The organism is Anabaena azotica FACHB-119, from assembly GCF_014697625.1.
In the GTDB taxonomy this organism is placed as follows: domain Bacteria; phylum Cyanobacteriota; class Cyanobacteriia; order Cyanobacteriales; family Nostocaceae; genus Trichormus; species Trichormus azoticus_A.
This window is the reverse complement of record NZ_JACJSG010000022.1, coordinates 66,798-81,037: the sequence shown is the minus strand read 5'-3', so window position 1 is coordinate 81,037 and position 14,240 is coordinate 66,798. Positions and strand designations below refer to the sequence as shown.

The following is a 14,240-nucleotide window of genomic DNA, read 5'->3' as shown; positions in this document are numbered from 1 at the left end:
GACACAGAGGTTAGAGAGGAAACTTATTGCACTATTTTAGCCTTGCCAGTCCAATAGTGGCGTGTCTAGACTAAAATAGTGCATTAGATTTAAATAAAAAACCGCCGATGTTGGCGCAGCCTTCCCGCAGGGTACGCCGATGAACGCCGATAAAACTGATTCTATAATGCAACATTTTAGCCCGGTCACGCTAATAGTAGCGCGACTGGACTAAAATGTGGCAATAGGTTTGGGGAAAATTGAACGCAGATGAACGCAGATGAACGCAGATGAACAAGATGATAGATTGTTGGCTAATGCACAAATTTAGTCTAGACAGTCCAGTAGGGGTTGCTAATTGGTAATAGTAAAAAACAATTACCAATTCGCTATTACCCATTACCAACTATTGGTTGATTACAAATATTTCTGTAACAATAACTCTAACTTCTCCTTTGTCGCCGCAGGTGCTTTGTCTAAATTTGTCAAAATTGCATACTTCAAAGCAGAATGAGCCTCACTATGTGGGGGATTTTTACTTAAACGCCTTACAGTTTCTTGAATAACTTTTTGTGCGTTAACAGCGTTGCGTTGTAAATTGCCAATTACCATTTCTACAGTCACACTATCATGGTCTGGATGCCAACAATCATAGTCTGTAACTAGTGCCAAGGTAGCATAGGCAATTTCTGCTTCCCTGGCTAACTTCGCTTCTGGTAGGTTAGTCATACCAATGACTGTTGCACCCCAACTCCGATAAAGATTTGATTCTGCCTTTGTGGAAAATGCGGGGCCTTCCATGCAAACATAAGTGCCGCCTCTGTGGAGAATGACATCTGGTAAATTTAAGGATGCGATCGCATCCGCTAAAACTCCTGCTAAATTTTTACAGATGGGGTCGCCAAAGGCAATGTGAGCTACAATACCCTCACCAAAAAATGTAGAAACTCGGTTCTTTGTCCTATCGATAAACTGGTCTGGAACTACCATATCCAAGGGTTTAGCTTCTTCCTTTAAAGAACCTACTGCACTAGCTGAAATTAAATACTGCACGCCTAATTGCTTCATTGCGTAGATGTTGGCACGGAAGGGTAACTCTGAAGGTAACATCGTATGATTACGACCATGCCTAGCTAAAAATGCTACTCTTATCCCATCTAATTTTCCTAGTATTAACGCATCAGAGGGCGAACCGAAGGGGGTTTGAATTTGGACTTCTTCTACATCTTTGAGGGCTTCCATCTTGTAGAGACCACTACCACCAATAATCCCAATCTGCGCCTGAGTCATGAGTCTTAACCTGTTGCTTGCTGAACTGCCTAGTTATTTTACCGAAAAGGCGAGTATCACAGGAGGCATCAAGCTATAACCATTGAGCATTTGTTATTCAGTATGCTCACTAATGTCAGACTTTACAGAAGATTGTTATTCTCTAAAGCATAACTTTAAGAAAATAAATTTTGGTGAGGAATATGCCAATTACTAGCCCCTCAACCCAAATGCCTTTAGAGTCAATTTTTGAACATATATTTGCTATTGGCAGAATCTCACGCCGCGACCAACAGTTATTAATGTCTACGCTATTGTCTAAAGAAGATTTAGACGATGCAGAAAGGCATCAAATCAACCGTATATTCGGCGCTTTGCAAAAGGGATTATTGAAAGTTGTCGATTAAACAATTAATTAGGACTTACGCAAGTGTCATAATCAAACTAACTGTAGGGTGCGTCAGCCCCAATAATTTCGTACAGATTTAAGGATTTTCCACATCTGACGCACCCTACCCCATGTGCCAGTTGCGTAAGTCCTGTTAATCTTGGGAATGATTTTGCGGAAAAAGGTAGGCGATCGCAGCCCAACCTGATACAGTCAGTAAGCTCACCAAAAATGTAGCTAAGGCAAAAGTAAACATAGTGATTATCCCCAGATCCTACGTAATGATGGTTTCGGCTGTATACTTTTAACGTAACAGTCTGATATGACGCAGGTACAACTTGGCTGTGACAATCATTTGTAAGTTTTTTAATTCATTCAGGTTTCAGGGTTAGCAATACATAGAACTGTTTGTTAACCCTGGTTCACACCCTTAGTTGTGTGACTGCAATATTACCTGCAAAACAAACTTCCACATCACTCCCTGGTGTACGTTCACGCTTGCTGTATTCACCGACATAGAAAAAATCGTCGCCATCAATGCGGTAGTTCACTGGTAAAGGTTTAGTGCAAGGATGGCAAAAAACTAGCTCTGGTTCGGGTGAGCCTGGTAGTATGTGGGGTAAATTGACATTCCAAAAGCAACCCGGTTCTAGAGGACGGTGTAATAATTCTGCTAGAACTTCAGCCGTCCACTTAGCTGCTAGTTCCCAATCAAAGTTGTGTTTAGCTTTACGATAGTGAGAAATGGCGATGCCGGCAATACCGTGCATTGCTGCTTCTCGCACAGCCGCAACGGTTCCAGAAATGTAAGCATCTACTCCCAAGTTACCGCCTGCGTTGATGCCTGAAAAGACAAACTTGACATCTTGAGAAATTTGTGTTATTGCAATTCTCACACAATCGGCGGGAGTACCAGCGATCGCATATTCAGTATCAGAACGTTTTTGTAGATTAATCGGGTGAGCAGTGGTAACTTGATGACCACAACCTGATTGATGATCTCTAGGTGCAGCAACGATAAAGTTTTTGCCTTGGACAGCTTGAATTAATGCTTTAATTCCCGGCGCATCAATACCGTCATCGTTAGTTAAGATTATGGTCATAGTGATTAGTCATTAGTCAATAGTGATTAGTCAATAGTGATTAGTCATTAGTCATTAGTCATTAGTTATTGACAACTGTCAACTGTCAAGAAAGCGCATCTATGGCTACGCTAGGCAAGTTACATCAACAAACGGTATCAATCAACAAAACTCTTCAGAGAATTACAATCATCTCAAAATTTCTTCCCTCCTGCCTGCCTCTGAGAATAAATTTTTCCAGATAGTGCTTTTGACATTGGTTGTGTAGTATTTTTGGTGCTAGATGGTCTTATAAATTTATCAATGACACATATACTCAACCAAGTCTCTCGGATGAAAAGCCGATTCATCCAGATGATTTTACCTTTATTAGCTGTAATTCTCGTTTCTTCCCTATTTACCGCCCCTGCACTAGCTACGGGTGTGTATCAATTACCAAATCTCAATCCTGGGGATTCCACCTGGGTGTTAGATGAAGGCGATGTAATTAGCCGCATCAATGAAGGGACAATTAGCAGTAAGTTTGACGACTTGGCAAAACAGACAGGTAAGGAAGTTAGATTTGTAACTGTCCGTCGCCTAGATTATGGTGAAACACCAGAGAGTTTTGCACAAGCTTTGTTTAAAAAATGGTTTCCTACCCCAGAAGCGCAAGCAAATCAAACTTTGTTAGTGCTGGTGACTGTGACTAATGGTACTGCGATTATCACTGGTGAAGAGGTCAAGCCTACACTCACAGATGCTATCGCTAAAAGCGTCGCCGAGGAAACCTTAGCTGCACCTTTACGCGATGGTAACAAATATAACCAAGCATTTTTAGATGCAGGCGATCGCCTAGTGACTGTTCTCTCCGGTCAACCTGATCCCGGCCCACCAAAAATTGTAGACAATGTGCAAGTAGAAGGCACATTTAAGAAAGCCGAGGAAACCGACAAAGGTAACGCTACAGCTTGGGTAGTAGGGCTGTTAATTGCCGCTACTATCATCCCAATGGCAACTTACTACATTTACCTCGCTGTTCAACCATCGTCTGAAGGTTAGGGGAATTTAATCAGTTATCAGTTATCAGGTAATGTTAACTGATAACTGATAACTGATTACTGTTAACTGAGACACCCTAGTCCTGCACGTACTCTTGTCCTGTAACTAAAGCAACTTCAGCACGGACAAATTCACGACCTAAATAGGCGGCGTGATCTAACAGAGTGACGGGACAGTGTGGAGTTTCTTCAAAAATTTTCACACACAATTCCTTTGCTGTTCTGCCACTAAAAACTGTGGTGTGAGTTCTTTCTACTTTCCCCTTAGCAGGAATTACTTTACCTGTTTGGGGATCTACAGCTAAACCACGTTCGTCAATTACATTTGTAAAATGTTTGGCATAAATTAAGCCTGCTGCTCTATCTATATAGATAATGAAATATCCATTAGGGTCAAGGTCAATATGACGCTGAGAAAGTTTATTATCAATGGCAGCTAAATCTTCAACTATCAAATCCATAAGCTTGAAAAACTAACATTTTATTCAGGAATTTTACGCTCCATCTCAAGTTTGACATAATCCTTTGAATCTGAGATTCAGGAGATTGTAGTTTCAAACAGCGATTGCAGGCATAACCCATCTTATATCAATTCGTAAATTGGTATTATATAGCGGTTGGGTAAGAGAGTTAAGCATGAGTCTGGTTTGGCAAGCAGATTTTTATCGTAGTCCCCTACATGATGCAGATGCACAAGTTTTGTGGGAGTTGTTAATTTGTGATGCAACTCGCAGTTTTGAATATACGGCGACTTGTCCCCAGTCTGCGGCTAATTCCAGTTGGTTGACTGAACAATTTCAGTTAGCCGCAGGGGAAAAAATGCCAAGTCTGATTCAAGTTTTTCGTCCCCAGTCTTTGAGTTTAATTGAAGCGGCGGGAAGAAATTTAGGAATTAATGTGGAACCGCAACGCCAAACTCTGGCTTTGAAGCAATGGTTGCAAGAAAAGCAATATTCCATCGCCGTTGATAAACCACCACCATCACCATTACCGAATAATTTGTGGGGTGACGAGTGGCGTTTTGCGAGTATCCAAGCTGGGGATGTTGTGGAGATGTTTAGCGATCGCCCAATTCCCATTTTATCCTTACCAGAGTCTCTCCAACCGCTTAATTTAGGCTTGGCATCAACCACTGCGATTCCTGGTGTGGTAATCTATGGTGGTAGGCGATCGCTTAATTTAGCCAGATGGATTGCCCAAGCCCGTCCTGTAGAATTGAATTATATTGCTGGTGCGCCCGATGGTTTGGTATTAGAAGCCGGCTTGGTGGATAGATGGGTTTTAGTCACCTTTGAAGATGCAGAAGTAGCACAGGCGGCGCAAGTCTACGAACAACGCAAACAGCAAAGCAAAGGATTACACTTTCTATTAGTCCAGCCTGATGATTCTGGCATGACTTATACAGGTTTTTGGTTACTACAGTCTACTAGGGAATAGGGGACAGGTGACAGGGGACAGGCTTATCGTTAGGACTTACGCATGAAAACGAAAAATCAAGGGTTTGGACAAGGGTATAGGGGTATAGGGGTGTAGGGGGGTAAGCCTTCAAAACCTACACCCTTACACCCTTACACCCTTACACCCAGTCTTAACAGACAACATTGGTGCGTAAGTCCTGATCGTTATACTCATCTCTCTGTTATTGCAATAGGTATAAATCAATACGGTTCAGTTAAGGCTAAATTGGGCAGAAACATTAACTAAATATCTAAATTCATCGGCGTTTATCGGCGTTTATCGGCGGTTAATTATTCTTATCTGAACAGTATTGAGGTATAAATTTACTTTTTTATCTCTGTGCCTCTGTGATTAATCAATTCTTGCTAAATTGAGCCATGAGTAACCTCATGTGCGTGAAAGTTTATGTGAATTTTTATAAAATCATGTAATTTTTAGAAAATAATTATCAGAAAAATGGGTTGAAACCCCGTCGTTCGTTAGTAGGTTAAAACACAGGTAAATAATAAACCCTGATATTAACGTGAGTTCGACAAGCGTTGTTTTGACCTCTCCCCCAACCCCTCTCCTACGAGGCTATCCATTACCCACATCTTTCTTTACAATCTTAAAACCCTTGCTTAGTAAGCATCTTGCCAACTCAGTTTTTCATCGGGCTTGACAAATTCGCACCTTATCTTCTCGCTAAAACCATGTTTTTATTGAAAATCAACAACGAACAAATCAGGGTTAGAAAAAACGTGAGTGAATACTCTCACAAATGTTGAGATAGATCCGGGTAATGGATAGCCTTGTAGGGAAGGTGGCTGGGGGGTTAGGTCTGTCGTTAACTTTTCCACATAACGTGAAAAGTCAGAAAAATAAGTGGCTCAAACCGCTTACTACAAACATATCATTGCTGTTAATTGATAACTATTAAAATCTTTCTACACCTTCAAACTGTGGAGTTTTAGCAATATTTGCAGCTTCGCCACAAGTGCGTGGTGTGGGGAACATCTTCCCAGGATTTGCTAAACCTTGGGGATTAAATACTTCTCTTACCCATTGCATAGTTTCCAAATCTGTATCACTAAACATATCTGGCATATAGCATTTTTTATCAGCCCCAATACCATGTTCACCTGAAATACTACCGCCAACTCTCACACAAAGCTTGAGAATTTCTCCACCCAATTCTTCGACTTTTTCCAATGCCCCAGGAACAGCATTATCAAATAAAATTAATGGATGTAAATTCCCATCCCCAGCATGAAACACATTAGCAATAGGATAACCAAATTTCTGACTTAATGCTTCAATTTCCTGCAAAACATAAGGTAATTGCGTCCGAGGAATTACCCCATCTTGCACATAATAATCTGGGCTTAAATGACCAGCAGCAGCAAACGCCGCTTTACGTCCTTTCCACAATTTCAACCTAGTTTCTGGGTCACTAGCAGAAGTCACACTCCGCGCTCCATTCTTTTTACAAATTTCCGTGACACGTTGTTTATTCACCTCAACTTCAACTTCCAACCCATCAATTTCCACTAACAAAATCGCCGTCGCATCACGAGGATAACAATTAGTGGCGACAACATCCTCCACCGCGTTAATACTAGCGTTATCCATCATTTCCATCCCACCAGGAATTATCCCCGCACTGATGATATCGGAAACAGTCGCCCCAGCAGCTTCCACACTGGTAAAGTCTGCTAATAATACACAAATTGATTCTGCACTTTTGAGGATGCGTAAGGTAATTTCTGTCGCAATTCCTAAAGTCCCTTCCGAACCGACAAATATACCTGTTAAATCATAACCAGGGGTTTCGGGAATTTGTCCACCTAAATCAACTATTTCCCCTTCCGGCGTAACTATTTTCAACCCCAAAACATGGTTAGTGGTGACACCATACTTTAAACAATGCACCCCACCAGAGTTTTCTGCCACATTACCCCCAATAGAACAGATAATTTGGCTAGAAGGGTCTGGTGCATAATAAAATCCCGCACCACTGACAGTCTGTGTTACCCAACTGTTAATTACCCCTGGCTGTACTACAATGCGCTGATTATCTAAATCTACGCTGAGAATTTGCCGCATGAGGGAAGTAACAATTAACACAGAATCTTCCGATGGTAACGCCCCACCAGATAACCCAGTTCCAGAACCGCGTGCAATGAAAGGTACAGCATACTGATTACATATTTTCACCACCGCCGCAACTTGTTCAGTAGTTCTAGGTAACACCGCCACAGCCGGACGTTGACGGTAGCTAGTTAAACCATCACATTCGTATGTGATAAGTTCCTCACGGCGTTGGACTACGCCTTTTGTCCCCAGGACAGCCTCAAAGGCTTTGATGATGGGTTTCCAGTTACGTTGTTTTTTATCTTGGTCTTGGATAAGCATAGATTTTTATTTAACTACGGGTGGAGGAGTGTAATTAGTATATGTTGTAAGGATAACAGTTTCAGGGGATGAAGAGGCAATGCCTACGGTGGCTGTATCAACGCTCTCATCTTGAAAGTTTACTCAGTTCTAGCAATATTTAATCAATAAACTTACCTGTTTTATCTATTAAACGCTTATTTCGACCGATAAAAACAGATGCTTTTCCTGCAAAAAAGCTCGTAGCTCGATCAAATTTGCACTGAATGACTAACTCTCCACTATGGTTAATATAACCCCATTTGTTTTCCATTTTAATCAATGCTAATCCTTCAGAAAATTTTTCAAGACAATCAAATTTTATTGGTATTACTACTTTTCCTGTCTGGTTAATGTACCCATACTTATTAGCAAGCCTAACTCGCGCTTGTCCTTGCTCAAAACTTTCAGCCCAGTCAAACTGAAATTGAATAACTAATCTACCTGTTGTATTTATATAACCCCACTTATAACCAATTTGTACTAATGCTAAACCTTCAGAAAAATGCCAAGCCTGATTAAACTTTGCAGGAACTACAAGCTTTCCTGTAGGGTCACTATAGCCATATTTATCAGCAATCTTAACCCGTATAAGATTTTCATAAATTTTTTCTTTCTGATTATCTTCCTGCTCGATATTCACAGATTCTATCTTGTGAATAGACTTAATATGATGCTTATCTTGGATTTGACCTAATATGTCGTTGATTATTTCATGATTAGCAACTCCAGAGTGAGTAATCATTTGTCCTGACTGATCAATATAGCTGACTTGATTACCAACTCTTACCTGTGCTAATCCGTTACTAAAATCTCCTACTTCATCAAACTGAGGTCTAACTACTACTTGTCCCTTTTGATTTTTATATCCCCATTTACTACCTTCCTGATAGGGGATTAGGCGGTTGTTCATTAAAATTGCTCAATTAGTAAAATTACTACTGAATATGTTTTAACCCATACAGGATAAATATTACAATACTTAAAATATGAACTCGCAATAAAGTTATCACCTTTCACTCATAATCAATTAACCTAGAAATAACGCGCTTAGATAGTGGATAAATTTATGGTTGAGCAACTTATCATAAATAACGATAATTTCTATGTGCCAGATGCCAACCAGCTAATTACCGAAGATGATACACCTGTGGATAATTTTGCATCTGCCAAACAGCAACGTTTATTAGTCAGTTCTCTTTACACTTCTTTTCAAAATCAACCTTTTTTAGCTGAAGCTAATGTAGGTATATATCAGTCAGATAAACAGCCACCAATTGTTCCTGATATTTTCCTCAGCTTGGATGTCCAAACACCTGAAAATTGGTGGGAAAAACAAAACCGTTGTTATATGGTTTGGCAGTTTGGTAAATTTCCAGAAGTTGTGTTAGAGATTGTCTCAAATAAAGAAGGTGAAGAACTCGGTAAAAAGCTGCGAACTTATGAACAAATGCGGGTGAGTTACTACATTGTATATGACCCGATACAACAATTAGGAGAAAAGACACTACGAGTTTATGAACTGAGAGGAAGACGTTATTTTGAAACTTCAGAAAATTGGTTAGAACAAGTTAGTTTAGGTGTCACTTTTTGGCAAGGGGAGTTTGAAGGAAGACAAGACAATTGGTTACGTTGGTGCTACCCAGACGGTAATCTTTTGCTTACAGGAGATGAACTTGCACAACAGGAACGACAACGCACAGAACAGGAACGACAACGTGCAGAACAGGAACGACAACGCGCAGAACAGGAACGACAACGCGCAGAACAGGAACGACAACGCGCAGAACAAGCAGAAGCACGCGCACAACTGTTAGCGGAAAGATTAAGGGCTATGGGTATTGACCCGGATGCTTTGTAGATAAAGTTCTTTATGTTCGCGTAGCGTCTCGCAGAGAGGACTAAAGTCCTCACTACAAACTCAACTTTTATTCTCCATTGTAGAGATTGGTATACAACGTCTCTACATCATTTTTTCTTAATTTTGAATTTTGAATTTTGCGGAAAGTTCTGTAGGCGGGTTTCCCGCCGTAGGAAACTTTTCAAGACGAATTTTTAATTGATATGACACGCTGCCAAACTTTATCTAATAAATCAGCATCATTAGCATCAAACCATTCAATTTGCGGATATGCTCTAAACCATGTGCGCTGACGTTTGGCAAATTGTCTTGTATGTAAAACTGTTAATTCTTCTGCTTCCTCCAAGGAAATTTTACCTGCTAAATATTCCTTGATTTCTTGATATCCTAAAGTATTTAGTAAAGGCAAATCAGCACCATATTTTTGACATAGATATTCAACCTCAGCCACTAAACCATCTGCTATCATTTGCTCAGTGCGTTTGTAAATCCGCTCAGTTAATTTATCCATCTCACAATCCAAGCCAATTTGTAAAATCGGATACTCTGGTGGGTTTTCTCCTTGTTGTTCAGATATGGGTACACCAGTCACGTAAAATACTTCTAATGCTCGTAAAGTTCTCACAGGATCATTAGGATGAATCTTTTGAGCAGCAATCGGATCAACTTGTTGTAAAATGCTGTAGATTGTGGTTTGACCGAGAGATTCGAGTTGCGATCGCAATTCATAATTCGGTGCAACCCTGGGTATCTTCATCCCCTGCACAATCGAGCGAATGTATAACCCAGTACCACCAACCAACAAAAGTGGCGAATTTGGCAGAGAATTAATTAATGCTTGTGCTTGTGCTTGATAATCTGCAACCGTCATCGTTTCTGTAGCATTGCAGATATCTATTAAATAATGAGGAACCGCTTGTTGTTCTGCCAAACTGGGTTTAGCTGTCCCAATATTAAACTCACGATACACCTGACGAGAGTCAGCACTCAAAATTACCGAACCCAACCGCTTGGCTAACTTCAAAGCCAAACCAGATTTCCCCGTCGCCGTCGCCCCACAAATTACGATTAATTTAGTCATTAGTCATTAGTCCATAGTCCATAGTCCATAGTCATTAGTCATTAGTTTTTCTCCCCTGCTCCCCCCACTCCCTCATCTCCCCCCACTCCCTCATCTCCCCCCACTCCCTCATCTCCCCCCAATCCCCAGTCCCCAGCAACGCTTTTGTGCTACAATCTTGAGGCTTTTTACTATTTTGAGCGATCGCCTCTTCGATAAATAATTTCCTGAATGCAACTGTGTTCTCACTACATAACACTCGCCAGCATATATAAAGACACAAACCCATCATCCTAAAACAACTTCCACCCAGTCCCCAATCCCCAGTCCCTGAGTATGTTATAAATTGAAAAAAATTGCAATATTCCGGCGATTAATTGAAAAAACTTATGGGGATACATCCCCTATTTAAACTTCTCACAAAATTGCCCCACAGCAGCCATTAAGGCTTTTGTGTTAGAATTTTGGAGTGATTTGACTTTTTAGCCTTTGGGCGAATTTTACCCCACGCATCAGGAGAATTTTCATGACGAGCAGTTACAGTGCCGATCAGATTCAAGTTCTGGAAGGTCTGGAAGCCGTCCGCAAACGACCGGGGATGTACATCGGGTCTACCGGGCCGCGAGGACTCCACCATCTAGTTTATGAGGTGGTAGACAACTCTATTGATGAAGCATTGGCAGGTTACTGCACTCATATAGAGATTGACATCAATGCAGATGGTTCCGTGACTGTCACAGATGATGGTCGGGGTATTCCTACAGATACTCACTCGCGCACAGGAAAATCGGCGTTAGAAACTGTATTAACCGTGCTACACGCTGGGGGTAAGTTTGGTGGCGGTGGATACAAAGTTTCTGGAGGATTACACGGTGTTGGTATTTCTGTAGTTAACGCCTTGTCAGAAGTTGTCGAGGTGACAGTCTGGCGGGATAAAAAAGTTCATACCCAACGTTACGAACGGGGTGTCCCCGTTACCGAACTCATCGCCAAACCTTATAAAGAAGCGAGAACTGGAACATCTGTTAGTTTTAAGCCAGATGCTCAAATATTTACAACTGGGACTGAATTTGATTACATCACCCTAGCAGGTCGCTTGCGCGAGTTAGCCTATCTCAATGCAGGGGTAAAAATAACTTTTACCGACAACCGTTTAGAACTGCTGAAAAGTGATACACCCAAAGTAGAAACCTATGAATACAAGGGTGGGATTAAAGAATATGTTGCTTACATGAACCGTGACAAGCAACCACTCCATGAAGAAATCATTTTTGTGCAGGGAGAACGCAATAACGTCCAAATAGAAGTTTCCTTACAATGGTGTACAGATGCTTACACAGACAACGTGCTGGGTTTTGCTAACAACATCCGCACCGTAGATGGCGGTACACACCTGGAAGGTTTGAAGGCGGTACTGACCCGGACATTAAATGCGATCGCCCGCAAGCGCAATAAAATTAAAGAAAATGAACCAAACCTCAGTGGTGAACACGTCCGCGAAGGTTTGACGGCGGTTATTTCCGTCAAAGTACCAGACCCAGAATTTGAAGGACAAACCAAAACCAAACTTGGTAACACCGAAGTTCGCGGTATCGTTGACTCTCTCGTTGGCGAAGTCCTCACCGAATACCTAGAATTTCATCCCAGCATTGCTGACTCCATTTTAGATAAAGCTATTCAAGCCTTCAAAGCCGCCGAAGCAGCACGTCATGCGCGGGAGTTAGTTAGACGCAAATCTGTATTAGAATCTTCCCCATTACCCGGTAAACTAGCTGATTGTAGTTCCCGTGACCCTAGTGAGTCGGAAATTTATATTGTAGAAGGAGACTCAGCAGGTGGTAGTGCCAAACAAGGACGCGATCGCCGCACCCAAGCCATCCTTCCCTTACGTGGTAAAATTCTTAATATTGAGAAAACCGACGATTCCAAAATCTATAAAAATAATGAAATTCAGGCGTTAATTACCGCCCTGGGTTTAGGCGTGAAAGGTGAAGAATTTGATTCCACCCAATTACGCTATCACCGCATCATCATCATGAGCGTAGCCGGTGACGAACCAACATTAGTCATGGATAATTCAGGTAAAACTGAATTTGTGCAAATTGGACGGTTTATTGATGACTGTGCAGAAGGGCGACGCAACGTCAAAGAATACCAAGTCATCTGTTTTGACCAAAAAACCCATAACACCCGCTTCCGTCCCCTCAAAGCCGTCATTCGTCACGAACACAAAGAAGCAATGTATCGGTTAACCACCCGTTACAATCGTTCTGTGAAAGTCACATCATCCCACAGCGTCTTTGTTTGGGAAAACGGTCAAGTCATTCTCAAAAAAGGTAACGAAATTAAACCAGGGGATATATTAGTCGCCAGTCGTCGCCTTCCTCGTCCCGCCAATAGTCCCACCCGCATCGACTTACTCGCAACTTTCCACCAAGCAGAATTAACCAAAGGTCTTTATCTCCAAGGTGAAGATGTGCGGCGAGTTGCAAGTCAGCGACTACTCGCCAAAGTTGAACGCCCCGACTTGTTGAGTGAACCGAGAATCATGTTAGATTCAACAGCATGGCAACAACTAATTACAGCTCGTCAACAAGCCGGAATTAGTCAGAAAAAAATCGCCACTGCTTGCGGAGTTAAACAACCTATCACCATTAGCCATTGGGAACGGGGAATTAATCGTCCCATCTTATCCCAATTCCTCAACTATGTAGAAGCAATTGGTTGGGATGATAAAGTTGTTTATGAACAGCTACCATCGAAAATCGACGCACTCCTCAATCAAGGCGATCGCAGTAAAAATGCAAAATGGCGGGAAATTAGCAACTACAAACCCTTTGATGAATTTACCTCACCAGAAATCGCCTCTTTAGGTGATGATGTGCTACTTGTTCCCCAAGCGCATAGTGAAAAAGCATTTAAGCGTTATCTACCCATCACCCCTGAATTAATGTGGTTCTTGGGTTGGTATGTAGCCGAAGGAACCCTTAGCCAACATCAAGTTAGCCTCAACTTAGGCAAAAAAGATGAGCGTTTCATCCCAGAATTAATTACAGCCATTCAATTCGTTTTTGGGGAAACACCCAGACTCTATCCTGACCCCGATAGCGATGGTATTAAACTCTACTTCCACAGTGTAGCGGCGGCGAGATTAATTCAAGCTTACGGTTTAGCCAAGCCAGCACACCAGAAAAAACTTCCCGATATTGTCTTTAGTCTGACTGAAGATTTACAATTGGCTTTTGTGGCAGGTTACTTCTTAGGTGATGGGACAACCGCAGGTAGTCACATATCCTTTACCACTAACTCTGGGGAACTGAAGGAAGGATTATTATATCTGTTGGGACAACTGGGTTTAATAGCCGCTAACAGTCAACACCAACCAACCACAAAACCCGATGCTACAATTCAAACCCGACATCCTTACTACAGCATCAGAATTTGTGGAAAAGAACAAATCTCTAGATGTCGGCAAATTTGGCAGCGTCATAGTAATGCCCATAAACTAGAAGCATTATTAGCTAGACCCACAGCCAAAGCCCAAGATTATATTAACATCAGCGATGATTTAATGGGTTTACGAGTAATTAGGGCTGAGGAAATAGAATTGGTTGGCGATTATGTGTATGATTTTTCTGTAGAAGATGACGAAAACTTCGTCTGTGGTACTGGTGGTTTATGCGCCCATAAT

Annotated in this window: 10 protein-coding genes and 2 pseudogenes; 6 read left to right on the top strand and 6 right to left on the bottom strand. The window is 41.6% G+C overall.

Going from position 1 to position 14,240, the window contains the following annotated elements; translation table 11 throughout:
* Positions 1 to 396 precede the first annotated feature (396 nt).
* Complete coding sequence (locus H6G83_RS17005; protein WP_190474413.1) at positions 397 to 1,269, bottom strand: S-methyl-5'-thioadenosine phosphorylase; 873 nt, start codon at positions 1,267 to 1,269, stop codon at positions 397 to 399.
* Positions 1,270 to 1,451: 182 nt separating this feature from the next.
* Here H6G83_RS17005 and H6G83_RS17000 point away from each other — a divergent pair, with 182 nt between their 5' ends.
* A complete protein-coding gene (locus H6G83_RS17000) occupies positions 1,452 to 1,655 on the top strand; it encodes a hypothetical protein (protein ID WP_190474411.1) in 204 nt (67 codons plus the stop codon).
* Positions 1,656 to 2,058: 403 nt separating this feature from the next.
* Here H6G83_RS17000 and surE read toward each other — a convergent pair whose 3' ends face one another.
* Complete coding sequence (gene surE / locus H6G83_RS16995; RefSeq protein ID WP_190474409.1) at positions 2,059 to 2,739, bottom strand: 5'/3'-nucleotidase SurE; 681 nt, start codon at positions 2,737 to 2,739, stop codon at positions 2,059 to 2,061.
* A gap of 282 nt (positions 2,740 to 3,021) precedes the next feature.
* Here surE and psb32 point away from each other — a divergent pair, with 282 nt between their 5' ends.
* Positions 3,022 to 3,759 (top strand): photosystem II repair protein Psb32, encoded by a 738-nt coding sequence (gene psb32 / locus H6G83_RS16990; RefSeq protein WP_190474408.1) that lies wholly within the window; start codon positions 3,022 to 3,024, stop codon positions 3,757 to 3,759.
* A gap of 76 nt (positions 3,760 to 3,835) precedes the next feature.
* Here psb32 and H6G83_RS16985 read toward each other — a convergent pair whose 3' ends face one another.
* Positions 3,836 to 4,219 (bottom strand): DUF4346 domain-containing protein, encoded by a 384-nt coding sequence (locus H6G83_RS16985; RefSeq protein ID WP_190474406.1) that lies wholly within the window; start codon positions 4,217 to 4,219, stop codon positions 3,836 to 3,838.
* Positions 4,220 to 4,394: 175 nt separating this feature from the next.
* Here H6G83_RS16985 and H6G83_RS16980 point away from each other — a divergent pair, with 175 nt between their 5' ends.
* Positions 4,395 to 5,195, top strand: coding sequence for a Tab2/Atab2 family RNA-binding protein (locus H6G83_RS16980; RefSeq protein WP_190474404.1), 801 nt, complete (start codon positions 4,395 to 4,397; stop codon positions 5,193 to 5,195).
* A gap of 936 nt (positions 5,196 to 6,131) precedes the next feature.
* Here the strand turns inward: H6G83_RS16980 and glcD are convergent.
* Together glcD and H6G83_RS16970 are read right to left on the bottom strand one after the other, a co-directional pair.
* A complete protein-coding gene (glcD, locus tag H6G83_RS16975) occupies positions 6,132 to 7,610 on the bottom strand; it encodes a glycolate oxidase subunit GlcD (protein ID WP_199328473.1) in 1,479 nt (492 codons plus the stop codon).
* 139 nt (positions 7,611 to 7,749) lie between these two features.
* On the bottom strand, positions 7,750 to 8,541 hold the full coding sequence (locus H6G83_RS16970; protein WP_190474402.1) for a WG repeat-containing protein: 792 nt from the start codon (positions 8,539 to 8,541) through the stop codon (positions 7,750 to 7,752).
* Between the two features lie 156 nt (positions 8,542 to 8,697).
* Here H6G83_RS16970 and H6G83_RS16965 point away from each other — a divergent pair, with 156 nt between their 5' ends.
* On the top strand, positions 8,698 to 9,489 hold the full coding sequence (locus tag H6G83_RS16965; RefSeq protein ID WP_190474400.1) for a Uma2 family endonuclease: 792 nt from the start codon (positions 8,698 to 8,700) through the stop codon (positions 9,487 to 9,489).
* A 181-nt stretch (positions 9,490 to 9,670) separates the two neighbouring features.
* Here the strand turns inward: H6G83_RS16965 and miaA are convergent, their stop codons facing one another.
* Complete coding sequence (miaA, locus tag H6G83_RS16960; RefSeq protein WP_190474398.1) at positions 9,671 to 10,570, bottom strand: tRNA (adenosine(37)-N6)-dimethylallyltransferase MiaA; 900 nt, start codon at positions 10,568 to 10,570, stop codon at positions 9,671 to 9,673.
* Between the two features lie 505 nt (positions 10,571 to 11,075).
* Between miaA and H6G83_RS36260 the strand changes: the two are divergent.
* Positions 11,076 to 12,596: pseudogene (locus tag H6G83_RS36260) on the top strand (DNA gyrase subunit B); the annotation flags it as partial.
* Positions 12,585 to 14,234: pseudogene (locus tag H6G83_RS36255) on the top strand (LAGLIDADG family homing endonuclease); the annotation flags it as partial. The pseudogenes H6G83_RS36260 and H6G83_RS36255, both read left to right, overlap by 12 nt.
* Positions 14,235 to 14,240: the final 6 nt, after the last annotated feature.